This is a genomic window from Rahnella sp. ATs2, from assembly GCF_051851855.1.
GTDB lineage: Bacteria > Pseudomonadota > Gammaproteobacteria > Enterobacterales > Enterobacteriaceae > Rahnella > Rahnella variigena.
In genome coordinates, this window is the sequence record NZ_JBLYPL010000003.1 from 60,559 (window position 1) to 84,829 (window position 24,271).

23 protein-coding genes and 2 pseudogenes are annotated in these 24,271 nt (G+C 51.3%); 4 read left to right on the plus strand and 21 right to left on the minus strand.

Features of this window, described 5'->3' with window-relative positions:
• The 15 genes from tssH to tssB form a co-directional block, all read right to left on the minus strand.
• Entirely contained in the window at nucleotides 1-2,571 is a 2,571-nt protein-coding gene (gene tssH / locus ACJY2G_RS03460; protein ID WP_439291254.1) for a type VI secretion system ATPase TssH, read from the minus strand.
• Between the two features lie 44 nt (nucleotides 2,572-2,615).
• Complete coding sequence (locus tag ACJY2G_RS03465) at nucleotides 2,616-5,939, minus strand: type VI secretion protein IcmF/TssM N-terminal domain-containing protein (protein ID WP_439291256.1); 3,324 nt, start codon at nucleotides 5,937-5,939, stop codon at nucleotides 2,616-2,618.
• Nucleotides 5,940-6,054: 115 nt separating this feature from the next.
• Complete coding sequence (locus tag ACJY2G_RS03470; protein WP_439291258.1) at nucleotides 6,055-6,681, minus strand: DotU family type IV/VI secretion system protein; 627 nt, start codon at nucleotides 6,679-6,681, stop codon at nucleotides 6,055-6,057.
• The gene (tssK, locus tag ACJY2G_RS03475) at nucleotides 6,678-8,072 is read right to left on the minus strand and encodes a type VI secretion system baseplate subunit TssK (RefSeq protein ID WP_430319562.1); all 1,395 of its coding nucleotides are present in this window, start codon (nucleotides 8,070-8,072) and stop codon (nucleotides 6,678-6,680) included. The genes ACJY2G_RS03470 and tssK overlap by 4 nt, the downstream gene beginning before the upstream one ends.
• Nucleotides 8,072-8,647 (minus strand): type VI secretion lipoprotein TssJ, encoded by a 576-nt coding sequence (locus ACJY2G_RS03480; RefSeq protein ID WP_430319561.1) that lies wholly within the window; start codon nucleotides 8,645-8,647, stop codon nucleotides 8,072-8,074. The genes tssK and ACJY2G_RS03480 overlap by 1 nt, the downstream gene beginning before the upstream one ends.
• Complete coding sequence (gene tssA / locus ACJY2G_RS03485; protein WP_430319560.1) at nucleotides 8,644-9,702, minus strand: type VI secretion system protein TssA; 1,059 nt, start codon at nucleotides 9,700-9,702, stop codon at nucleotides 8,644-8,646. Before tssA ends, ACJY2G_RS03480 begins: the two co-directional genes overlap by 4 nt.
• Before the next feature lie 17 nt (nucleotides 9,703-9,719).
• Complete coding sequence (locus tag ACJY2G_RS03490; RefSeq protein ID WP_112286583.1) at nucleotides 9,720-10,019, minus strand: PAAR domain-containing protein; 300 nt, start codon at nucleotides 10,017-10,019, stop codon at nucleotides 9,720-9,722.
• A complete protein-coding gene (locus tag ACJY2G_RS03495; protein WP_430319559.1) occupies nucleotides 10,019-10,534 on the minus strand; it encodes a DUF6931 family protein in 516 nt (171 codons plus the stop codon). Before ACJY2G_RS03495 ends, ACJY2G_RS03490 begins: the two co-directional genes overlap by 1 nt.
• 13 nt (nucleotides 10,535-10,547) lie before the next feature.
• Entirely contained in the window at nucleotides 10,548-12,461 is a 1,914-nt protein-coding gene (locus ACJY2G_RS03500) for a type VI secretion system Vgr family protein (protein ID WP_430319558.1), read from the minus strand.
• A gap of 3 nt (nucleotides 12,462-12,464) precedes the next feature.
• A complete protein-coding gene (gene tssG, locus ACJY2G_RS03505) occupies nucleotides 12,465-13,412 on the minus strand; it encodes a type VI secretion system baseplate subunit TssG (protein ID WP_430319557.1) in 948 nt (315 codons plus the stop codon).
• Nucleotides 13,403-15,205 carry a type VI secretion system baseplate subunit TssF gene (gene tssF / locus ACJY2G_RS03510; protein ID WP_430319556.1) on the minus strand — a complete coding sequence of 601 codons (1,803 nt, stop codon included), beginning with the start codon at nucleotides 15,203-15,205 and terminating at the stop codon, nucleotides 13,403-13,405. Before tssF ends, tssG begins: the two co-directional genes overlap by 10 nt.
• Nucleotides 15,206-15,217: 12 nt before the next feature.
• Nucleotides 15,218-15,634 (minus strand): GPW/gp25 family protein, encoded by a 417-nt coding sequence (locus tag ACJY2G_RS03515; RefSeq protein ID WP_430319555.1) that lies wholly within the window; start codon nucleotides 15,632-15,634, stop codon nucleotides 15,218-15,220.
• 52 nt (nucleotides 15,635-15,686) lie between these two features.
• Nucleotides 15,687-16,178 (minus strand): Hcp family type VI secretion system effector, encoded by a 492-nt coding sequence (locus ACJY2G_RS03520; protein WP_120162300.1) that lies wholly within the window; start codon nucleotides 16,176-16,178, stop codon nucleotides 15,687-15,689.
• A 29-nt stretch (nucleotides 16,179-16,207) separates the two neighbouring features.
• Nucleotides 16,208-17,689, minus strand: a complete 1,482-nt coding sequence (tssC, locus tag ACJY2G_RS03525) for a type VI secretion system contractile sheath large subunit (protein WP_120162299.1) — start codon at nucleotides 17,687-17,689, stop codon at nucleotides 16,208-16,210.
• Nucleotides 17,686-18,165, minus strand: coding sequence for a type VI secretion system contractile sheath small subunit (gene tssB, locus ACJY2G_RS03530; protein WP_120162298.1), 480 nt, complete (start codon nucleotides 18,163-18,165; stop codon nucleotides 17,686-17,688). Before tssB ends, tssC begins: the two co-directional genes overlap by 4 nt.
• 526 nt (nucleotides 18,166-18,691) lie before the next feature.
• Between tssB and umuD the strand changes: the two genes are divergently transcribed.
• Entirely contained in the window at nucleotides 18,692-19,111 is a 420-nt protein-coding gene (umuD, locus tag ACJY2G_RS03535) for a translesion error-prone DNA polymerase V autoproteolytic subunit (RefSeq protein ID WP_120162297.1), read from the plus strand.
• Between the two features lie 266 nt (nucleotides 19,112-19,377).
• Nucleotides 19,378-19,950, plus strand: a complete 573-nt coding sequence (gene mntP, locus ACJY2G_RS03540; protein ID WP_120162296.1) for a manganese efflux pump MntP — start codon at nucleotides 19,378-19,380, stop codon at nucleotides 19,948-19,950.
• Nucleotides 19,951-19,960: 10 nt separating this feature from the next.
• On the opposite strand, the gene ACJY2G_RS03545 is transcribed toward mntP, so the two are convergent.
• The 3 genes and pseudogenes from ACJY2G_RS03545 to ACJY2G_RS03555 all read right to left on the minus strand — a co-directional run.
• Nucleotides 19,961-20,431 (minus strand): hypothetical protein, encoded by a 471-nt coding sequence (locus tag ACJY2G_RS03545; protein WP_430319655.1) that lies wholly within the window; start codon nucleotides 20,429-20,431, stop codon nucleotides 19,961-19,963.
• A 215-nt stretch (nucleotides 20,432-20,646) separates the two neighbouring features.
• The gene (locus ACJY2G_RS03550) at nucleotides 20,647-21,174 is read right to left on the minus strand and encodes a hypothetical protein (RefSeq protein ID WP_430319554.1); all 528 of its coding nucleotides are present in this window, start codon (nucleotides 21,172-21,174) and stop codon (nucleotides 20,647-20,649) included.
• A gap of 270 nt (nucleotides 21,175-21,444) precedes the next feature.
• Nucleotides 21,445-21,543, minus strand: a pseudogene (locus tag ACJY2G_RS03555) (sulfite exporter TauE/SafE family protein); the annotation flags it as partial.
• A gap of 26 nt (nucleotides 21,544-21,569) precedes the next feature.
• On the opposite strand from ACJY2G_RS03555, the pseudogene ACJY2G_RS03560 reads away from it, so the two are divergent.
• Nucleotides 21,570-21,677 (plus strand): annotated as a pseudogene (locus ACJY2G_RS03560) (hypothetical protein); the annotation flags it as partial.
• Here ACJY2G_RS03560 and ACJY2G_RS03565 read toward each other — a convergent pair.
• On the minus strand, nucleotides 21,669-22,589 hold the full coding sequence (locus ACJY2G_RS03565) for a LysR family transcriptional regulator (RefSeq protein ID WP_120162295.1): 921 nt from the start codon (nucleotides 22,587-22,589) through the stop codon (nucleotides 21,669-21,671). The pseudogene ACJY2G_RS03560 and the gene ACJY2G_RS03565 overlap by 9 nt on opposite strands.
• Nucleotides 22,590-22,684: 95 nt before the next feature.
• On the opposite strand from ACJY2G_RS03565, the gene ACJY2G_RS03570 reads away from it, so the two are divergent.
• Nucleotides 22,685-23,542: an aldo/keto reductase family oxidoreductase gene (locus ACJY2G_RS03570; RefSeq protein ID WP_430319553.1), complete on the plus strand. Its 858-nt coding sequence runs from the start codon at nucleotides 22,685-22,687 to the stop codon at nucleotides 23,540-23,542.
• Nucleotides 23,543-23,597: 55 nt separating this feature from the next.
• Here ACJY2G_RS03570 and ACJY2G_RS03575 read toward each other — a convergent pair whose 3' ends face one another.
• Nucleotides 23,598-23,807, minus strand: a complete 210-nt coding sequence (locus ACJY2G_RS03575) for a DUF6434 domain-containing protein (protein ID WP_112286571.1) — start codon at nucleotides 23,805-23,807, stop codon at nucleotides 23,598-23,600.
• A gap of 98 nt (nucleotides 23,808-23,905) precedes the next feature.
• Nucleotides 23,906-24,169, minus strand: a complete 264-nt coding sequence (locus ACJY2G_RS03580; protein ID WP_112286570.1) for a DUF2798 domain-containing protein — start codon at nucleotides 24,167-24,169, stop codon at nucleotides 23,906-23,908.
• Nucleotides 24,170-24,271: the final 102 nt, after the last annotated feature.

Below are 24,271 nucleotides of genomic sequence, written 5' to 3' on the forward strand. Positions count from 1 at the left end.
TCAGGCGGGTTGTTTCGCCGCAGAGCGTTTCACTGCTGGCTGTTTGGTCAGTGTGAGCTGATCTTTACTGACACTAATTTGCAGGCGGATATCAGCTTTACTTTCAACTGCCAGCAGACGGTCAGTCAGCAATGGCAGCAATTCCCGGTTCAGTACGGCATCAATTTCGCGCGCCCCGCTTTGTTCCACCTGACAACGGCTGGCCATAAACTCCACCACTTTCTCGCTGTAAGTCAGCGCTGAGTTGCCTTCACCCGCGGCGATAAAGCGTTTGCAGACTTTATCGAGTTTGAGGCGGATGATTTTTGCCAGCGTTTCGCCCGCAACCGGCAGATACGGGATCAGTTGCAAACGGCCCATCAGCGCAGGACGGAAGAATTTGTCGAATTCAGGGCGCAATAACCGGGTCAGCGCATTTTGATCGGTACTTCCGGCTGCGCAGGCGGTCATCACCAGATCGCTTGCCAGGTTGCTGGTCAGAATAATGAGCGTATTACGGAAGTTAATCAGCTGACCTTCGGCGTCTTCCATCACGCCTTTGTCGAACACCTGGTAGAACATTTCCATCACATCAGGGTGCGCTTTCTCGACTTCATCAAGCAGCACTACGCTGTAAGGGCGACGGCGCACCGCCTCCGTCAGCACGCCACCCTGTCCATAGCCAACATACCCCGGCGGCGATCCTTTCAGTCCGGACACCGAATGCGCTTCCTGATATTCAGACATATTGATGGTAATCAGACTTTGTTCACCGCCGAAAAGCAGTTCGGACAAGGCCAGCGCCGTTTCTGTTTTACCGACGCCAGAAGGCCCGGCCAGCATAAAGACGCCGGTTGGCTTAACCGGATCAGCAAGATTGGCGCGGCCGATGCGGATTTGTTGTGCAATTGTCGCTAATGCATGGGATTGCCCGATCACCCGGCTTTCCAGCCGCGCGACCAGATCACTGAGTTGTTGCTGCTCTTTTTCCATCATTCTGCCCAGCGGAATACCTGTCCACCCGGCGATCACATCTGCGACACAGACCGCATCGACACAGTCATAAACCAAAGCATGATCTTTATGCATCTCCGCCAGCTGGGTACGCAGTGCAGCGGTCTGCGCCACGTCCTCACACGCGGTGATCTGCACCACCAAATCTTGCTGTTGCCGCCAGACGGGCAGCAGCTTCTCTAAGCTCAGGGTAAGTTCGCTTTCACGCTGATCCAGCCATTTCAACCTTGTGGCGTTATCTCCTTCTTCGAGCAAGCTTTCCCGTTCGGTATGAATGTTGCTGAGCAGCGCGTTGAGATCTTCGATTTCCTTAGGCTCATGGCATTGCGAGATCGCCACACGGGCGCAGGCGGTATCCAGCAGGCTGATCGATTTGTCCGGCAGCTGACGGCCTGATATATAGCGGCTGGACAAGCGAACGGCGGCCACCAGCGCACTTTCGAGGATCTGCACACCGTGATGCTGGCTCAGCGCCGGTTTCAGCGAGCGCAGCATGGCGGTGGCAGTTTCTTCATCCGGTTCCGCCACTTTAATGACCTGAAAACGACGTGCCAGTGCGGCGTCTTTTTCAAAATACTTTTTGTATTCCGCCCAGGTAGTGGCTGCCACCACGCGCATTTCTCTCCGCGCCAGAGCAGGTTTAAGCAGGTTTGCGGCATCGTTTTGCCCTGCCTGACCACCTGCACCAATCAGCGTGTGAGCTTCATCAATAAACAGGATCACCGGAGACGGATATTCTTTGATTTCACGTAACAGCGTTTGCAGACGATTTTCAAATTCGCCTTTGACGCTGGCACCGGCCTGTAACAGCCCCATATCCAGCGATAAAATTTCCATATTCTTCAAGGCTTCCGGCACGCTGCCTTGCGTAATACGCTGAGCCAGTCCTTCGACCAGCGCCGTTTTCCCTACTCCCGGCTCACCGGTCAGCACCGGATTGTTCTGACGGCGACGCAACAGCACATCAATCAGCTGACGAATTTCCTGTTCGCGTCCGAGTGCCGGATCAAGCGTCGCGTTGCGCGCCTGTTCGGTCAGATTACGGGTGAATTTCATCACCGCAGAATCCGCGTTATGATCCACCGGCGCGGCTGCGCTGACACTGGCATTGTGCACACAAGCGTCACGCAGTAACTGATCGGCGCGATCCGCCTGACACACCAATGCCTGCTGTAGCGCGGGGCAAAGGTGCGTCTGAATGTCTTTTTCATTGGCAATCAGACTGCCGAGAAACGCCTGTACCGGAAGCTGCATTTGTTGCCAGCAGGTGCTGGCATGAAGCCAGGATTTTTCAAGATGCTCCACCAGTAATTCCGATAACACCGGACTGCGCGTATTGCCGCTGCGCTGCTGATTCAGGCTGGTTTTCAGTGCATCGACCAGCGCATCGCCGCGCAACCCAGCATTCAGGCAGAGTTGCTCAATCATAGCTGGCTGGCGAGTCACCACCGCCAGCAGTAAGTGCTCGATTTCCACTTCATGGTGTGTCCGGCTGACCGCCAGACTTATCGCCGCATCGAGGCATTCACGAGCCCCGACATTCATTTTTTCTACAATTTTCTTCAGGTAGCTACCCATAAGTCATCCTGTTTAGTTTTCTCAACCGGGTCTTAAGCAGACACTCAGTGACAATCGGTGATACGAACCGGTAACTGCGAGAACCCACTGTTCAGCGCCGCTGGTCGTTGTTTTTCCGCTTTTTTGCTACGGGCATCCTGTTGCGCATCCGCATTGTCATTCAGTGCCTGACGCAACTCCTGCCACTGCTGCCAGGTTTCCTGGATCCGGTTTTGCGCGCCAGCCTGATAGCGCACCATCACTTCTTTAATGCCCAGTGAAGCCAGCTGCGCGGCGTCATCCGGGAAGTCATCGGCTTTAAAGCTGTGCTGACCATTGGCAAAATCTTCCAGGAAATCCGGCCAGGCGGCATCGCCAAAATATTCATAAGTCAGGTCAAAGCCCGGGAAATTAATCACCAGAGATGCGCGGCTACAGTGCCCTGCCCGCCAGCGGAATGGCGCCTGTTCGCTGAAGTTCATGCTGTTAAGTTTCCACTGCTGTTCATCGCAAAACAGCGTCAGCCGGGTGCCGGTTGGCATCAGACGCGCGCCGCCCGGAATGGTGGCAGGCTGACTTTTCAACGTCAGCTCCAGCGTTTTTGTCTCCAGTGCGGCCATTTGTGCTTCGAGCTGAGTTTGTTCTTCTTTCAGAGCGGCCAGTGCATCGTCGCTGCGGGTATTCTCACGCTCCGGCATCGCCAGTACGTCATCGGGGCGCAGCACGTGATTGACCATCCGCAGGAACTCCGGTGTCAGACCCGGCGTTTGTCCGCTGAATTCACCCGCTTTCGGCCCGCTGTCATCAACCACCAGCACGCTTTTAGCTGGTCCGCGAATAAAGTCAGACAGATATTGCCAGGCCAGATCTTGCTGATCCTGATACTCAAGACGACTGGCGTTATTTTCCATCGGCCACAGCACACGGCTCTGCCATTGCTGTTGCAGCCAGCAGCCGGAACGTTGCATGGCATGCGCCACCAGCCAGCGGGAGTCGTTTTGATACAGTGCCCACACCGCGTCAGTTGCGAAATCAGGGCGTTCCGTCGAGAGGCTTTTACGCAACACGTTAAAGCGGCTTTCAAGCAGTTGCAGAGGATTACTGTCGCCCTTCTCACCGGTCTGGAACAATCCACGGGTCAGCCGGTCACTATTTTTCGGCGTGGCAAAAACATCCGCGACTGCCGCGTGCAGACCGGCCTCCCAGGCATTCCAGTTCTTCACGTTGAGTTCGGAAATTGCAGGCGTCTGCGTTTTGCTATCGAGTTTCAACAGTGCCACTATTTTCTGTTGCATGGATTGCTGCAGTCTGCTGAAGCGAGGCATCAGCGCGCCGGGTAACGGCATAGTTTGCAACTGATGCAGGCGGCGCAACTCGCGCAGCCAAAACTGCGCTTGCGTTACGCTGATATCTTCCAGTTGCTCATTCGCATACGCGGCAAATTTCATCGACGGACTGTGCCCCTGATCAAGAGCGATCAGCGTGGCTTGCCACTGCTCATCAGCCAGCACGGGGGCAGGTTGCTGGTTCATGGCCAGCATCATCTTCATCCATTGTGTCTGGCGCAGGATTGGCCAGCGTTGCTCAAATGCGGCCAGTTCCGGCATCGGGGTATTGCTGCCCGCCAGGCGAATTTCATCCAGCCAGTGCTGAATTTCAGCGGTGCCCTGCAACGTCCACAGACCGCTGAGGTAAGTTTTATCAGCAGAAGCAGGCAGGAAATCGGTCAGATTTACCGGCGTCAGATCTTCAGACGGTGCCACTAACCACTCAGTTTGCGGATCACTGTTCACCAGACAGCCCAGCAATTCACGCAGCACGGTGAGTTGTTCTTCGCCACCGGGCTGTTGCAACAAGGCTCGCTGCAACACCGCATCTTGCGACTGTGGCAAGGCAAGCGTCGCCCCGGTCAGGCTGAGTTCAGCGGGAACAGGCTCCTGCTTCATCAGTTCACTTAACGGCTGCTTTTCCCACATGGCCTGTTTAGTGATCAGCGTACGTGCCAGCGTCAGGATCATGGTTCTTTTTTGCGGCGCATCGGCCTGTTCAAATTGTTCCCGATACTGGTTAGCAATCTGGCGGATGTTAATGTTATCGCGTGGCGTTGCCGCCATGATACTGGCCTCAAGTTGCGCATGACGCTGGTTGAGCACCGGCACAAAAGGCAGGTAACGCACAGGTGTCTTGCTCCAGCCTTCGATGCTTTCCAGTTGCTGAACCTGTGCCGTTACATCGGCTTTTTCGGGTAAGACACCTGTCAGATTGTGGACAAAATAGCCGCTCACCAGCACATATAAGACCGCAAGTGCGCTGAAAGTCAGCATCCCCCATTGCTGCAGATAACGCCGGCCAAACCCGACGGGCACGACTTCACGCTGACGGCTTAATATCGGTAAAATCCGCGTCATCAGATCATGGACAAAGACAGCCTGACGCGTGGCACTGTTTTTACTGACCGGCTCCGTAGCGGTAAACCAGATCCCGCCTAACTCTGCCGGTTGAAAGTACGCATCCGGTTCGCACAAAGCCGCCAGATAGCGTTGCAGCGCGGGTTGTAACTGCGGCAACTGTTCCGGAAAGTTCATCAGCGGCAGCGTCTCGCCGTCAGGTTCGCCACCGGAAAGCTGGCTGACCCGTACTTTATCCAGTCCGTCTTTCACGCAGGTAAAAAGGGGATCCAGCAGCGCCGGATCTTTACCATCTACGACCGGAGAATGGCGCCAGTAATAACCTAAAGGCTGCTGACGCTGGGCTGGCGAGAGTTTGTTAGCCCAGTGACTGAACCCGGCTACGCGGTCGCAGCAGGTAATGAACAGGTACACCGGCAGACGGCGTCTGACTTTATTGACCAGCGGTTCGATTTGCGTGCGGATATGTCGCGCATGCAGATGCAATGCAGCTTCATCTTTTTCGAGCAGTTCGGTGACAGAAACGTACACCACTATTCCTGCCGGGGCAGGCAAACGACCGCACCAGTTCACCAGCCGCAGCCAGCCACGTTCAAAGGCGGGCGTTTTACTCAGAAAATGGCTGGAAAGATCAAGAAAGCCTGCTGAACGGAAAAACCACCAGCGCAGGGTGCGCGTCGGCACCACCAGCGAACTTTCCGGTTCATTAGAAAACAGAGGTAATCCGGCGCCCGCCATCAGGGTTGTTTTACCGCTTCGTCCGCCCGTCAGAATAAACCAGGGAATAGGCTGTTTACGTCTTCTGATGCGTTTAATTACCGCCGCACCCGTTTTCCAGTGCTCGGATAATACATATTCCAGCCGGGTCAGTTTAAATTTTGCTTTAAGGGCTGCAATATATTTCGCTTGTGTAATCCCTGAAGAAAACCCCCAAATGAAGCGGGCAATTAAAATTGTCAGGATCACAACAAACCACATCATAAATGCATAAATAATTTCTTGCCCTAGAACTGATGAGATCACCAGACAGACAATAAATAACACGCACAGAAACAAAGCCCACGCGACAAAGGAAGTTAATTTTTTTAACATAATATTATCCGATAAACATCCCTAAGCCAGCGAACATAACCAACACATAAATAACCAGGGGCAATGAGAGTAATAACCACTTTCGTTGACGGAATTTTTTTATCACAGCACTGTTTTTTTCAATACCTCCGCTGTCCTGCTCTACCAGCAAGGCATCATTTGGCCACTGACGCCAGGCTTCGGGCAGGCACTGACGTTCATCATCGATACGTTGCTGCAACAATGAAGCGTCCTGATGAGTATATTTACCGTGAAAACCCATCAGCAGACAGAATAAATACACCATTCTCAACGGGACATTGTCTTTATCAATTGCATCAAGTCTGACAAAAAACTCCTCACCGCCGACAGAAATATCAAAATAATATTTTTGCAGCAACTGACTACGCCAGTCTTTTACCCAGGCCGCCTGTGAACGTAATACCCGCTCATCAATCCAAAGCACGACAGCGAAATAGGCCTCTTCACATTCCTGAGGTTCATGATGGCGTTCAGACTCATTTAATGCCTGCTGTAATAACGTCATGCATTTTTCGCGAAACCCGGCGTAATCCGCATAAACCTGTGGATTAATAAAGAACGCGGTGACATGCCGGAAAAGCGGCAAATAACAATTCAGTAAAGTCATCATGACGGCACCACAAAAATAATCTGTACCTGAAGATCGTCAGGCATATCCGGCCAGTAAAAAGCAATGCTGTTGTGCTGACTGGCTTTACGCCACAAATCGCTGTCTTGCTCAACCATGAAATAATGCGAGTCGCTGCGGTTAGGCACACCACGTGGCGGTTGAGGACAACGCGTCACAGGGATCCCCGGCAAGGCATGCTGGATCAGCGGTTCAATTACTTTTGGCGACGCCAGTTTGATGCCACCCGGATTTTTGACCTGACGATTTTCCATCGGCATGCTGGCTGAACGTAAAAGCAACAACACCATTTCGGCATCTTTACTTTGTGTAGTGTCGAAATCGCCGATGAACACACCCTGCTGATCGTTCTCTAGAGTGATGTAAGTATTGTCTTCGAGAACCAGACTGTTAAGCAGAGTAATCAATGTCTTACGCGCACTGTCAAAACAGCTCAGCAGATCATTATGGTTATAGGCCTGTAGCGGATTTTCACCATCACGCCATTCACCCAGGAAAGAACAACTGTCGTTGAAGGAGGAGAGTTCACCGATCAGCTGGCACAATACGTTATATACCTGCCACGGATGGATCTGACGGGCCTGACAAAAGCTTTTCAGCTGGGGTAGCACGCGGTTCAGCGAACGCATAGCCAACAGTTGAGTCACCTGATCACCACGGTCTGCGTCACTGACCAGACGTTCAGAGCGCTTATATTCTTCAAGTTTTCGGGCACGGGCACTCAGTTCAAAATAGAGTGTTTCGATCAGTTTACCGAGGCTGCCCGATCCAAAGAGCGTCACCGCAGGCGCCGAAAATGCCGGATCAATAATCACGCTTTCGTTTTCATAACGCAGCCGGGTGAGCGGAATACACTCACAGTCAACGGCATCGGCTTTTTCGACATCGGTCAGCAATCTTACGTTGTAACAAAGGCGCGCCACCGTCGCGTCGGGGGCGTGGTCATAGACATCTTTCATCACCCGCTCTTCGCTGGTATTTATCCAGCGGGTGACCGCACGGTCATGCTCTTTTTCCAGCGTCGTGACATTACTGTGTAAAGGATCGAACCGGCGCAGCGCCAGCCAGAGTGTCAGTGGCTGATCACGCTGTTTCCACATATCGCGGAAATTGCGCTTTTCTACCAGGCTGTTACCCGGTTGCGACAGCAACGTGCCGCCGGGTAAAATACAACGGATCTGCTCGACGCTGATGACGTAATCGCTTAGCGCTGCCTCATTTATTGTCAGCTCAATCAGCCCGTAATTATAGGGTTGGGCAAGACGCAGATGTTCAGCCAGACTCCATTCGTAATGCAGGTCAAGTGACTGAAAATGCTGAGGCTGAAGATAAAGCCCTGAGTGCCAGTAAATTTGTTGTTGTTCCGGATACATTAACGTTTTTCTCCGTCAGTGGCGGGAACATCTGCGCTGACGATACTTTCACTGCCCAGCGTGACAGACAGGGTAAGCGGTGTTAAATGCGCCTGCCAGACCGGTTCCCACCAGCCGGTGCTGGTGGCTTCAACCGGCACCGCTGTGCTGACCATGTGTTTTTTTACCGGGAAGGGGTAATAACCCGCCACCAGCGCCACATTACGGGTATCCCTTGCACGATCGACATGCACGATATTTGTCTGGCCTGGCATCATGACGTAACGGTCTACCTGCAGAACTTCACCTTCACTGCCCGCACCGGCGAACAAACTTTTCAGCGTGGCAGGATTACCCAGCACTTTCTCCAGCGCCGGTTTGTCTTTCGCCTGCAACAGCAACACCGTGCAACTGTTAGGCATCTCATTGACAGTGTTCAGTCCCGGTTCAGCCCGCAGTTGCAGGGTAATTGCACCGTTTGCAAAAGGCGCAGGTGCCTCATCCATGGCTTGCTCACGTCCCTGGTCATTGTCTGAAACGCAACCTGCAAGAAGCATTGCGGCCAGCATCAGCCCCGCCCGTTTTTTACCCGTCATTCTCTTCCGTGCCCTTTCAGTACATTGTTGATATCGCGCATGCTGCTGTCATCCTGCAACATTTCCTCCAGCCACTCGGTCAGGGTCATTCCTGCCCAGCGCGCGGCCCGTTCCATCAAGAAAGGCACCGGGCTGGACGGCTCGGTCTGGCGAAAGAAATGGGCAATGGTCAGCATTTGGCTGATCGCCAGATCGCGCGACATGGTCTGTTTATGGGGCGTGTTCATCAGTGAATTAACGTCGCTTTCCTGTTCATCGTCATAAGGCGTTAATACGTTAAGTGTCATCACGTCGTCATAGGCGGGTGCCGCACGATCAAACAGGCGCTTCACGAATTCCTGCATTTCAACCGTCGCACTGCGCGTCTGCCCCATTGCCACCGAATCTGCCTGTAGATTGAGCTGACCGTAGGCCGTTTCCAGCGCGTCCAGTGTGGCGACCATCTGATTCAACATGTCGCTTTTCGCAGCGACTTTCTGCGGATCCAGTGCAGCGGCCCAGCGGTTAAAGGTTTCCATCGAGAAGTCGTCATCACTGCCCGGCACTGCGGCGCTGTCAGGCTTCATGGTGACGCGATGTTCATACGCGAGAACTTTCCGCCAGTGATCGAGCGTGCTTTCCGCCTGACCAAATAAAGGATGGCATTGCAGCAATTGCGCAAGCTGACGATCCAAACGATTGATCATGCCGTGGCGGATAATCGCACCATCGTCATCCAGTGCCGGCCACCCGTTCTGCCAGTAGCGTTGAATAAAGGGTGTAAGAAAACCGATCCCGGCGAGCAAACCATTGAGCCCATGCACCTGGCTCAGGCCTTCCGTCAGCCAGCATGCGACCTGGAAATCCTTACTGTTCTCCTGCAATACCTTTGTGCTCAACCGGACGACTTTGCCCCAGTCAGCCTTGCGCAATTCAGTCGCCCATTCGCCCTGTGGCAAATAGTCAGGATCGCTTTCCCTCGCCTGGCGGATATCGTCAAAGATCTGCTCATATTCCATATCACGGCCGGCAGGCTGGTCGGCATCGAGAGGCGCCAGCAGGGGCTCAAAGTTCATTATCATGTCTATACGCTCTAAGAAATCAGGACGGTCGGACAACCCGCAACGATGGTTCCGCCATGCGCGGTGCTGTCGCCCATACGCGCTGCAGGTTTTCCGCCGATAAGCACTTTGCTGCTGCCCATCACCACCGAATCTGGTGGCCCGACGCAGACTGCCATCGATCCCATTGTGGCGGCAGGCATCCCGCCGATCAGAACAGTTGGCGTCCCCGGCGTTGTTACCGGCCCGCCAACGTGCGGAATGGGCGGCAAACCCGGCGTAACCATCGGGCACACATGCATATCGCCGACTCGGGCAGCGGGTTGGGCCATCAGTTAACGCTCCGTAAAGCCAGCCATTCAGCCAGCAAGATTTGCGCGCCGGTGTGCGGCGGGGTATCTGTTGCTATCGCCACACTGAGTAATTTCAACGCGCAGAGCAGCATCAGCCGTGACAAATGGGGTTCGGGATAGACTGCTTCGAACTCTGCGGCCGTCATACTGCCCTGCATCCAGAACAGTGATAAACCGAGGGCACCGGGCGGAGTATCAAACCCCAGCACTTCAGCCTGCTGGAAAATGCTAAAACGCAGTGCGTCATCGGGTGCGCTTAGCCACTGGCTGATGTCGCTGGTGCAGTGTTTTACCGCTGTGTCCTGCGACCCGGCGCGCTTTAGCACCTGCTGCAATGTCCAGGCCATCAGTTTTTCTTGTGGCTCTTCCGCCGCCAGGCAGGCCAATGCATCTTCCCATTGCCCTGCCTGCATCAGACGCACGGCATTTTCAGCGGTACTTTGCAGCGGGTTGTGCGTTGCGAGTGCCTCTGGCGAGAGTAATTTTTCTTTCATGTGATGTTTTTCCTCAGCCAATCATCGTCACGCCGCCCTTGATCTGGGTCATACCACTACCCTGAACAGTGACCATTGCGCCTTTAAGTTCTGCCGTCCCCTTGCCCTCGATTTTGATCGTGGTTCCGCTGAGCGTAATACCGGAAGGAGAAATAGAGATTTTGCTGCTGCCAACTTTGAATTCGATCGTCTGGGTGGATTCAATGACGCAGGCTTTATCCGCTTTAACGGAACTCCCACCCCCACTGATTTTTAACTGATGATCGCCACCGCTCAGGCTTTCCTGCAGGTTGCCTTTTATGTCCAGGCTGTAATCGCCCTGTTTAAGCGTCAGGGATTGGTTGCCCTTTGTTATTTCGGTGGTGCGGTTTTCACCGATGGTTTCCGTGACATTTTTAGAAATGTCGGAAATCACATCGTTTTTTACCGTCAGCAACAGATCGCGTTGCGAGGTGATGATCAGCCGTTCTGCGCCTTTTTTATCGTCAAATCGCAACGCATGCCCTTCTTCAACACTTGCGTTAAGCGAGCTGCGTGACACGAATCCGGCGTGATTTTTTTCCTCCGGCAAGCTCAGCGGTGGTTTGTTTTGACCGTTAAACACCGTACCGGTCACCAGTGGATAATCCGGGTTGCCCTGCACGAAACTGACCGTGACTTCGCTGTTGACGCGAGGCAGGAATACGGCACCAAAGCGCCCGCCAGCCCAGGGTTGTGAAACCCTTACCCAGCAGGAACTGCCGTCGTCGTGTTTGTTTTCCCCGTCCCACGGAAACTGAATTTTGATGCGACCGTATTCGTCTGTATGGATTTCTTCTGATTTGGGACCGACGACGACTGCCGTGAGGATACCTGCGATTTCAGGCTGTTTCGTAAGACACGCGGGACGCCAGGCGAGGCTGTCTTTCAGCACGGTGAGTTCGCAACTGAAATCAGGACCACTCTGGTCAATGCTGCTGGAAGCCCGCATGTGTACAGACTTAATACGGTAATCGCCCGGGCATGAAGGGTGAGCGCTCAGATGGAATTTATCGCCACAGCCTAGCCACCAGATACTGGCTTCTGCGTAGAACTGCTGGTTGTCTGACTCAAGCTGTTCCATTTTCAGCCGGGCACCTGATTGCAGTAATTCACGTTTTTCATGGCCATCAGTGTCAACATAGCTGACACCCGGCACTGCATATTCAGCCACCACAGCCTGAGATCCACCTTCAACACTGGCCGCCTGGACCATGTTAAAACCCTTCAGCAATACGGACGATGCCGCCAGAGAAGAGCACGCCACCCAACTCAGGATCCCGACGCCATCACCCCGCCCTGCCTGAGGCATAAAGGATAATTCTGCCGTTTTGCCGGTCTGGTGGCTGGAAGGATGATCGGCCAGCACCAATGTGTGTTGTCCGGCGTCGTGCTGGAAGTAGTAATAAATACCTTCCTGCTCAAGTAAGCGACTGATGAAATCAAAATCGGATTCACGATACTGGATGCAATATTCACGGGGCGTATATGTTCCGCGCAAGCGTAAATCAATGTGGTTGATATTCTGCTGACGAAGCAGCTTGCACACTAAATCCGGCACGGTAATATTTTGAAAAACCGCCAGATTACGCCCCAGACGCAACAGCGCCATACGCGGCTCCAGCGTGCCAGTGAAAGTGCTGAGGCCATCGGCATTGTTGTCTTCTTTGATGTTCGTCAGCACGCCGTGAACGTAGCGTTTTTGATTGCCACGACCCATCTCGCAGGCAATTTCATGCCCCAGAAAACGGCCCATCTGCCCGGTAATTAACGATGTACGAAACTGAATCTGATAGCGGAAGGTGTCAGAAAACTGCTCATCACCTTCGATATGCATCAACGTTAGTTGATCCGCAGCGTTCCCAACAAAGCGGATAAACCGGTTGTCTTGCCCCAGTAAGTTTGACATGTTCTATTTTCCTTCCCGGCAGACGGGTAAACGAATTTTATGCAGCTCAGCCGCCGGAGAAGCACCAAGGCAAATATCCAGCCCGAGTTGCCCGTTCCCCAATGGCGTAACGACGTTTGATTTATTCTCAATAAGCAGGTCGATGTCGAAATCCAGTCCCTCACCGACATATTCGCGAATATGCGACCATAACTTTTGGTAATGCTTTCCCTTTGGTAAATACTGACCCGCGTTATGCATCGGCACGGGTCCCAGAGTGACCGTAAAATGTGCCTGCCGGTCCCAGTAGACACCGCCCAACATCGGGGCGACCGCCAGCGGTTGAGCCGGATTCCCCAGACAGCAACAAAGCGCAGGTTCCATCGCTTGCCATCCGCCGGTAAAAGGCGTGACTTTCACGCCGACCGAGAACCGGTGCTTAAGCCAGGTTTCAAAATTGAGCATGGAGCGGACTGAATGCGAAAAAAGGTCGGCAAATTGCTCCTGCTGTAATGAAGGCGAGCTGTTTGTCACGCCAGATAACGCACGCAGCGCCGAACTTAGCGGCCGTGTTACGCAGAATTCTGCCATCGCGTAGTAGTGATATTTCTGCCACGCGAGATAGCGCAGGCTATGTAACCGGTGATTAAAAATATCGAGGAAAGCCTTGGCGGTCACATCCCCGTGCCGGTAGTAACGCTCAATCATCCATTCGGTATACACCGTCGGCAATGCGCCCAGTGTTCCCGTCAGCCCGTGTCCTGACACTTCAACCTGCCAGCGCTGCTCTTCGAGCGGTATCACTGCGGTAATTTCACCTCTCGGCGCATCCAGCGAGAGCGGCGAAACGAAATAAAGCTGTTCTTCGAGCACCTGCTTGCTGTCAGTCCCCTGCCCACGTGTCAGCCTGCGCAACATGGTGCGCACCTGCTGGAAAAAGTTATGTGGGCTGAGAATTTTATTCAGATCCATAACAGTCGTCCCGCGCGAACGGGCCAGGTGCATGCTGTTTCATCGCGGCCATCGATGCAGGTCACTACGCGGGTAAAGCTGTTGACTGGGGAATACAGCGCCAGGAAGCAGTCGATAAAACGGCACAACAAAAAATACTCAACCTCTTCGGCAGCCTCACCGGCAAAAGTCATACGAATTTCAATGCCGCGCGCCATTGAACGGGGATCCTGTGGATTCAGGCGGGCGACAACGGGGCTGGCACTGACGCTTTTAATCAGATTAATCAGACGGCTAATGCCCGGGTTATCCGTAAAGTTGTACAACGCCAGCGACTCTTTAAGAACGCGTGCGCCTTCCGGCCCACTGATCAGCATATGATTGAGCGAAAGCTGAGAAATAAGACGCCAGCGAGTAGCCTGTTTCACTGGCGGTCTGACCGGCAACGTCGGGCGTGTCAGCGCGATAATTTTCATGCCCGCAATCGGCAGTTCTGATTCAAAATCGCCGTCAGGATCGCCATTACGCATAGCGGCGGGCACATCCCGGTTGGTACAGGACAGACTCAGACTGACAATATCGCAGCCCGGCACCAGCGGTTTTTCTCCCCGGTCAGAAAAAGCGATAAACAACGTGGACGCCACGCCCTCATTGAGCAGGGTTTCACGACGCATACATTGCCAGAAAAGCCCGGACTCACCGTCGCTGGCCGAATGATCCAGCCCAAACAGCGGATAGATGGGACGGGAGCGTGTTTCATTGCCCTGCTTACGCATCGCACTGACGCTGTCCACAGACCAGACTTCCATCGCATCCTGATAACGGATGTCCGGGATCACCGGATATTCAGCGGTTTCATGGTCAGGCGAAATCGGCTCAGCACGGTGCGCGAACAGGTTAATGGCAGGGGTGCAATTGAGCAGGAACAGATTTTCATCCACCGTACCGGCTATCTTTTCTAGCTGGCGCGCCATCGCGCAGCGATTAAATTTCACCACCAGTGACAATTCTGTCTGTCCGCCAGCGACCATTGCCGCGGGCAGCGGCATATCAATAAAATGAAACTTTTGCGGGAAGAAAAAATAGTCCTGCAACAAACTGTGCGTCGGCGAAACCCGTGAATCCCCGGACAACAACCCTTCATCCTCGCCAAAGCCCACGGCATGTATCGCCTGCGGCGACAAGGTATGACAGTGGTCTTGCGCAAAAAGAGACAGACTCTCCACTTCACTGCACAGCAAGGTATATAAGATGTTAACGATGGTGCTGGTACCACGCAGATGGATCCTCAGCGTCTCCGCCGTCAGCGTAGCGCCAGGCCAGACTGACAGCTGCATTTTCAGACTCCAGCTCATGTCATCATCATCAAGATGCAGACTGGCTTTGTGAAGACTGACCGGCTGAAGTGTCACCGGATAGGTGGTGCGAAAACGACAAATCTGCCCGTTGACCGGACGGGAATATAACGCGGTACCGGCGTCGATAGGGTTACTGGCCGTCAGCGCACTCACCTTACTATCCGGCAACATTTGCACGATGCACACCGAAGGAAAAGGACGCAGAAACTGCGGTGCCAGAACCGTCAGTAATGCATCAGTGACTTCCGGCATATCCTCATCAAGTCGCTGCTGAATTTGGGCAGTCACCAGGGCAAAAGACTCGATCATTCGCTCAATATGCGGATCTTCTGATGTTCCTTCTGACATGCCTAAACGTCTGGCGACCTTGGGAAAATGGCGTGCGAAGGCCTTTCCCTGCGTTTTCAGGTAAGCGAGTTCATTCTGATAATAAGAAATTAATTTTTTCGCTAACATAATTAATACCTGTCATTCACGCAGAGAAAATTGACTGATAACATCGTCCCATATAAGCCGGTAGCGAACTTCACCAGCAGAAGTCTCAGCGTCAATGATGAATGAACACAAACTTCCTTGCTCATTTCCTGGCGTAACGCGGATATTTTTCAACCTCGGTTCAAATCGTTGCAATGCAATTTCAATACGGGACTGCATAATGGCATTACGTTCAAGGCGAGGTGTATCGCTGGCAAATACATCACTCACACCATAATTAAGAATGGATTCATTAATTAATGGCGTTTTATCAATTCGATAACTTCTGGGGCGTGAAGACAAAAGCAGCAATATCTCTTCAATTAACATGCTGCTTTTGTCTTCGGCCACATCAGGACAATTTTGGTCTTTCGGATTATCATCAGATAATTGCTGTAATAAACTTTTCATTAAAACACCGTGAAACAGTGCATGTCGAAACATGCACTGATGATTTGAAAAATTACAGCTTGGTATTCTCAACCAAATTCCAGCCCACAGGACCTTGTTTGCTGGTTTTACCGTCTGGCTCAACCATATTGGTTTCGAATGTCATCTGACCAAAGACGAAGCTCAGATTTTCACTCGGCACTTCACCTTCAGAGTAAGCAGCAAAGTTGTAGCTGGTCAGCACACAGTTTTTGTAGGTCAGTTTCAACGCCTGAACCATTTTTTCGCCCTGGAACAATGCTTTAACAATGGAGATTTGTTTAAGATTGGTGCCCTGAGCAACCATGTTAGCCAGTTGCGTTGAAGTGGTGTCCATTACTTTTGAGAATGAAATCGCATCAAAATTCACGCCATCGCTGTTTACCTGACCGCTGGCATTATCGATTTTTGCAGAGCAATACACACCGAAGTTCATATTCTCAACAGCAATCCAACCCTCAAAACCTTTATTACTTACGGTGCCTTTAACGCCTTCAATTTGCATAAAAAGGGATTCAGTAGCCATGGTATTTCCTTATAGTGTTGATTAAATATTTATGCACCGGTTGATGCAGGGAGTTCCGCTACCAGACGCAGCGACATGCTGAGACCTTCAAGCTGGAAATGCGGTTTCAAATACGCAACGGCGCGATAACTGCCTGGTGAACCTGGGACATCAACAACTTCCACAACTGCCTCACGCAATGGATGACTGGCTTTAATTGTTGGCCCTACATTGTCGGAACCCACCACATATTGGTTGATCCAATTCTGCAGGAAATGCTGGCATTCAGATTTGGACATAAAACTGCCCACTTTATCGCGCACGATGGATTTTAAATAATGAGCAAAGCGCGACGTTGTCATAATATATTGCAACTGACTGGACAATTTAGCATTCGCATTAGCCAGTTCAGAATCATATTTGCGCGGTTTATTTGTTGATTGCACAGCGAAGAACGCCGCATAATCCGTGCCTTTGCAATAAACCAACGGAATAAAGCCCAGATCGGCTAATTCTTTTTCGCGACGATCGGAAATCGCTACTTCAGTCGGGCATTGCATGACTTTTTCGCCAGTTTGCGAAATATAGTTATAGGTCGGCAAGGATTTGACCAGACCACCGCCTTCGACACCGCGGATCGCAGCGCACCAGCCATGTTCTTCGAAAGCTTCGACCATACGGCCCGCTAATTCATACGCGGCATTCACCCATAGGTAGCTTGCACCATCATTGTTTTCTGCAATTTTTTCTTCGAAATTGAAGGCCTCTACAGACACGGTTTTAGCGCCATAAGGCAGGCGCCCGATAACACGCGGCAGTGTTAAGCCAACATAACGGGAGTCGTCGCTCTGGCGGAATGATTTCCAGCGGGCATAATCAGAGGTATCAAATAACTTGCCCAGATCACGCGGACGCGGCATCTCAGAATACGAGCCCATACCGAACATGCCTGGATTCGCGGCACTCAGGAAAGGTGCATGTGCTGCGGCAGCGACATGAGAAATCTGTTCCAGCAATTGCAGGTCTTCCGGCATGGAATCAAATTCGAAATCACCGACAAAAGCAGAATAAGGATCGCCCCCAAAGGTGCCGTATTCGCTTTCATAAATGCTTTTAAATAAGGAAGACTGATCAAAATCAGAGGCTGATTTAAAATCACGCAGCAGTTCTTTCTTCGTGCAGTTAAAAACGCGCACTTTGGTATTTTCTGTCACGCTGCTTTGCACAAGCTTGTGCAGACCGCGCCAGGAGGATTCCATACGCTGAAATTCCGGCGCCTGGATAATTTTGCTGACCTGGGAAGATAACAATTCATCAATGGCGGCAATGCGGGCTTCAATGCTTCCCACCAGATCATTAGACACAATGACCGCACCGGATGCCACTTCAGACAGGAAGTTATCCAGCTGCGTTTTTACTTTATGCCGATCAGATTCCCGGCGAATAGCCTGAGTATTATCGATGATCTGATCAAGATAATCATTTGATTGCTCAGCCGGCGCTGAGGTATTCATGACCTGAATATCACTCATTCAGCATCTCCTTTTGCAGGTTCTGCGTCTTTATTCAGGCTCTCAAGCAATTCAACCAACTGTTCTTTCAGGCGATCATTGCTGGCTGTGCGGTTACGCAAATCGCTCAATTGTTCACGTAATTCAAGCAGTTTGCGCAGAGGCTCAACTTGCATAGCCACATTCTCAGGCGAGAAATCATCCATACAGTTAAATTCCAGCGAAACGGCCATCTGACCTTCTTTTTCCGGTAATGTGCTTTCGATCAACATGTCAATTGCCGGGCTCATGCCTTCCATCACATTGTTAAAGTTGTCTTTATCAATATGTGTGAAACGACGATCGCGCAGAGACATTTCATCTTTGGCAAAATCACCAATAACGCCCATGACTAAAGGCAATTCTTTTTTGGATTCAGCGCCGCCAACTTCTACGTCATAGGTTATTTGAACGCGAGGAGGGCGAGCTTTGCTAAGTTTATGTTGTGTATTGCTCACAGATAAATCACCATAATAGAGGGGAGGTAATTAAAATACAGTGGCAAGGATAGACAATTGCTTTTTCTTTTTAAATATCTTTCTGCTTACTAATATATTAACTTTATTTAATTAAAATTAAATCAATTAAATCATGACATTATAAATACATTACATTTATTTACTTATGAAAAGCACACATTTATAGAAACTTCTCTACCTCTATTAAATAATTAAAAATTTCATGTGACACCATAATACGTAGAAATTTTAATTTTCTAAAAATAATATCTTTTAACACTTTATTTTGTGTGCAGTTTGCACAGGGCAATTGTTTACTGTCTAAAAATAGCTCGAATAAATTACAAACCTCATAATTTTATTGTCTCCCGGTCTGAACGCCGTTGTACGTCGTGAAACAGGATATAGGCGGAACACTAAATTTTCTGTCCGCACAGGCAGATAGGATTTTCTTCATCTGACAGGCTTGATCCGTGCCCCTTCAGCGTGAATACTGTATATAAAACCAGTGTCTCGAGAAATGAGTATGATGTTGTACACACCCGCAGAACATCTGCAAAAAATCACCCTGCCGTTATTCCTGGATCGCGTGCCTTGCGGCTTTCCGTCTCCGGCGCAGGATTACGTGGAGTCGCGTATCGATCTGAACAAGCTGCTGATTGCCCATCCCAGCGCGACCTATTTTATCCGTGTTTCCGGCCACTCGATGAGCGATGCCAACGTCAACGAAGGCGATTTGCTGGTGGTGGACAGCGCCCTGACAGCGGTTGATGGCGATATCGTAGTGGCGGCGGTGGACGGGGAATTCACAGTAAAAAAATTGCGGACTCATCCGGTGCTGCAACTGGTACCGATGAATCCGAATTATCAGCCGATCACTTTCCAGGATGAAGAGTCGCTGGAGATATTTGGCGTAGTGACGTTTATTGTTTACGCCGCACGATGAGGAAGCGCGAGCCTTCGCAGGTGAGATTCCGTGAATAAAACCGGCTCGCGATAAATCGTTATGATGATTGATGTTTTTCATTCCTGCCGATGCCATTTTCAGCAATTTGCGGGCATTTCAACCAAATATAGCCTGTGCTAACATTCTTAACCAATACTATAACACATTGAAAGTTATGGTTTTTTTATTTTAAGTTCTGTGGCAAACTGCGCGCATCTTTTAATAAACAGCCTTTTTTCTTCATGAAGGCCTGACTGGTCTGTTTTATGCAACTTTACACAATCCTCATTCTGGCGTTCGGCATGTCCATGGATGCGTTCGCAGCAGCAATCGGTAAAGGCGCAGCACTGCACCGTCCGCCCTTTAAAGAGGCATTACGTACCGGGCTCATTTTTGGTGTGATCGAAGCGATTACGCCGGTCATCGGCTGGGGTATTGGTCTGGCGGCCAGCCAGTTTATTATGAGCTGGGATCACTGGGTGGCGTTCACCCTGCTGCTGATCCTCGGTATCCGTATGATTGTGGAAGCCTTTAAAAAAGATACCGCAGAAGAGACAGAAGCACCGCGTCGCCACGGCTTCTGGCTGCTGGTCACCACCGCCGTCGCGACCAGTCTGGATGCAATGGCCGTCGGCGTCGGGCTGGCGTTCCTTCAGGTGAATATTCTGGTGATGGCGCTGACTATTGGCGCGGCCACCACCATCATGGCAACGTCCGGTATGTTGCTGGGCCGTTTTCTCGGTGCGGCGATCGGTAAATGGGCGGAAATCCTCGGTGGCGTGGTACTGATTGGCATCGGCACATCGATTCTGGTCGAACATCTGGGATTGCTGGGTTGAGCGTGGGGCGTTATCTAAAACTCCATTGCACGGTGATCACAAAAACTGAAGGGATAATAATCCCGCTTTCAACGCCGAAATAATCAGTGAAGTTGTATTGAATGGCGTGATAAATATACGGTGAAAAGCCAATGCCGGTGACTTTCTTGAAATCGGCATAAGATCCATCATCGCCGCAGTGTTTGAAGGCATCAAAAAAGAACTCACCGGTGTAACCGTACACGCCTTTGAACACCCAACCCGTGTTGCTCTCCGCCCAGTCGCGCCGCATCCCTATGGCGATACAGCGGTCATCAAAGCTGTTTTTCATCGTCCCGACTAACACACTATACTTTGAATCTTCAGAGAATTTTCTCTCAACCGAATAGAAATCGTTATCAAATTTCTCGGTATATTGCCCGTGGTTACCGGTCAGGTGATAAACGAAGGATCCGGTGTTAATCGAATATAAGTTTAATTGATCTGCCTGGCTCGCAGGCAGGGCTACTAATAACGGAAGGCATGAAAGCCCGAAAGTTTTCTTAAGCACGTCAGCCACCGCCTTAATGAAAAAACAGTATTGAAAATCGAACAGCATCAGCCTGAATTTGAGTATAGACGCAGTGAATAAAAAGAATATCAGGAGGAGAACCGAAAGGTATTTTCGGTATATAGGGAGGCGTTATCGCATTGAAAAAAACTATTTATGTCAGAACCTTATCGGAAGCTCCACTGGATACTGGTTGCAAAAATGTCAGGCGCAATAATCCCCGCTTCAACGCCGAAGAAAGTGGTCGGATTGTACTGGAGAGCGTGGTAGATGTAAGGCGAAAAACCGATGCCGGTGACTTTTTTAAAATCATGATATGACCCGTGATTGCCGCAGTCACTGAACGCTTTTGCAAAGAACTCACCGGTGTAGGCATAGACCCCTTTTATCATCCACCTGGAATTGATTTCGTGTAAATCCCTTCTCATACCCATCGACAAACAGCGATCGTTAAAACTGTTTTTCATCGTGCCCACGAGCATACTGTTCTTCGACTCCTGAGAGAATTTACGCTCAACGGAAAAGAACTTATTCTTGAAAATTTCGTTGTAATCCCCGACATTACCCGTCATATGGTAAACAAATGAACCGGTATTGATTGAGTACAAACTCAGTTCGCTGGCATCATTTTTAGCCGCCCCTGGCCCCGTAAAGGCCAGAAGCCATAAAATATTTACCCGGTTAACTCTACGCATAAGATGATTATTCCAGCCTCAGATAATGTATTGAACCACCGGAAAAATTCGTACCTGTTACCGATGAACTGAATTTATTTAATATCTCTTCAGTGTGTATAAAGGATATTTTTAATACTATTATTCTGAGGTGGGAAAACTAAATAAGAGTTAAACAAGTCCGGTCTATACCTTTATTAAGGTAAATGTTATTTATGAACTTTGGATAAATATATCCTTCATGGGTAATAGTCGTGGATTATATTATGGTTGTGTTAATTATTCGTATTTTCAAATAGCCATCGCCATCAGCACCGCCAGCAGCAAGATGACATAAATCCGGGCACGCAGAACGTCGGGCACGGCTGGAATACACCGGCGGGTAAAGAGCATGCCAGAAGAACCTGACGCCGTGATACGACAACGGCTCGTCTTTTTCCACCATGTTCCGGCGCGTGACCGGGCAGCCGCCCTCTTCATATCATCCGGCGGCGACCACACAGGCAGCGCCAGGCTCAGAGTGAGTTTTCCCGGCGCAAATTGTCTTCGCGCACAAAATCAATGAATGCCTGTAAAGGCGCGGGGATCAGACGGCGATCGTTGTAATAAAGCCACGGACCGGAAAAAGACAGCCACCATGGCTGCAACAGGGGCTCGAGTTTTCCGCTGGTGATGGCGGGTCGCAGCCACTCTTCAAACAGATAAATGATCCCCGTTCCTGCAATCGCTGCTTCCACCGCCAGATCGACCGCGCCACCCACGCTGACCACCAGCGGACCGCTCACCTGCACGCTGACGGTTTCGCCTTCACGCTCGAATTCCCAGTCGGGCATGATGCCGCTGGCATAGCGTCCGCGCAGACAGCGATGCGGGATCAGATCCCGCGGATGCGACGGCCTGCCATGGACATCAAGATATGCCGGTGATGCGGCAGCGGCGTAGCGCTGAATACGCGGACCAATGGGGATCGCCACCATGTCCTGCTCCAGACGTTCGTCATAGCGGATACCGGCGTCGCAGCCGTCACGAAACACATCCTGCACATTACTTTCGGCGATGATTTCCAGCTGGATATCGGGATAGCGCTGTAAAAACTCCGGCACTAAGGCAGGTAAAACCAGCCGCGTGGCGCTGACCGGCACATTCAGACGCAATATTCCGCCGGGCGTGTGGCGGTAACGGTTGAGCGCATCCAGCGCGGCATTCACTTCATTCATAGCGGGCAGCAGTCGTTCAATCAGCGCCCTGCCAGCTTCGGTCAGAACCACCGTGCGTGTGGTGCGGTGAAATAACCGGATGCCCAGTTGTTGTTCGGCGCGGCGTACCGCATCGCTGAGCCGTGATGCATTACTGCCGGTGACCCGTGCCGCCTCGCGAAATCCTCCGGCTTTTGCCACCTCAACCACTGCGTGCAGCAGGGCGATATCCATCGACATTGTGCGTAGCCTCGTACAGTTTGTCCTGATTTCACCGGATAGTTGCACAGCCAGCGCAGCGCTACAATCATTGAACACACATAAAGGAGAGTCCCATGTCACAACCCTCAATGACTTATCGTCTCGGCGACCGCGAAGTGGCACGTTTAGGTTACGGTGCCATGCAGCTGGCAGGTCCGGGTGTTTTTGGTCCGGTAAAAGATGAAGCCCGCGCCATTCAGGTATTGCGCGATGCGGTGGCGAGCGGTGTGAATCATATCGATACCAGTGATTTCTACGGTCCGCATGAAACCAATAAGCTGATCAAAAAAGCCCTGCATCCTTACGCTGACAATCTGTGTATCGTCACCAAAGTCGGTGCGCGCCGGGATGAGAAAGGCGGCTGGTTAACGGCATTTACGCCACAGGAACTGGTCAGTGCGGTGGAAGATAACCTGCGCAATCTGGGGCTTGAGGCAATGGAAGTGGTGAATCTGCGCAGTATGCTGGATACCCATCAGCCGAAAGAAGGATCGCTCGAACCGCAGCTGGAGGCGATGATTAAGCTGAAAGAACGCGGACTGGTTCGTCATATTGGCCTGAGCAATGTCACGGCAAAACAGGTCGAGGACGCGCAGAAACTGACGCCGATTGTCTGCGTGCAGAATATGTATAACCTGGCCAACCGCCATGACGATGCGCTGGTGGACCGGCTGGCGGATCAGGGCATCGCCTACGTGCCTTTCTTCCCGCTCGGCGGATTTTCCCCGCTGCAGTCAACGCAACTCGATGAAGTCGCCGCTGACTTACAGGCCACACCGATGCAGGTCGCGCTGGCCTGGTTGCTCAGACGTTCACCGAATATTTTGCTGATCCCCGGCACGTCATCACCGGAACATTTGCAGGAAAACCTGGCCAGCGCACGGCTGAATTTATCTGATGAGGTGATGGAAAAACTGAACGGAATGAACTGAGGATCTTGTGAACTGAGTCCTCAGCATCGGGGACTCAGAATTTAAAATATCAGCGTTACGGTGACTGCCTGCGCTTCCACTCATCGGCCACATCGCCCAGCGTTTTTGGCACTCCATTGCGTATCCAGGCCATAAAATCACGATCGAAGCGAAAATCCTCCCCGCACTGTTCAGTCAGGAAACGACGAACATTCTGGGTGTTTCTGTAATGCTTATCCACAAGCGTGGTTCGTGTCAGTAAGGCGCTGTGCCAGTCGACTTTCATCTTTCCAGTTCCTGTAAATGCAAAAAGGGCAAAGCTCATACAGCGTAGATGAGACGCCCGCCCTTTTCTATATATCTCCAGGCAGCCTGTTGAATGACTCAGTGACCGTGAACCGTTAATCCCACCAGCCGGATAACCACCGGACGGACAACGAGTATGCAGACAAAGGCCGCGGGCATAGCAACCTGATAAGCATTCATCACATTTTCCATGTAATGAGGCCCCATGCCAAATTCAGCCAGAGTGATCACCAGACTCATCAGAAACGCCATAATGGTCGCCATGTACAGCGCAAAAATGTAGGGGGAAGTACGTTTAGGAAAGCGAATACGTGGGATATTTTTAGTCACTGCGTCAGTCATCGGGTTATCCTGTTTAACGGAGGTTTGCGAAACAGCGGATAAACTAACAAGCTAGCCATGACGGTAGTAGAGCGGTTGTGCTTTAATCATTATTAATAAAAA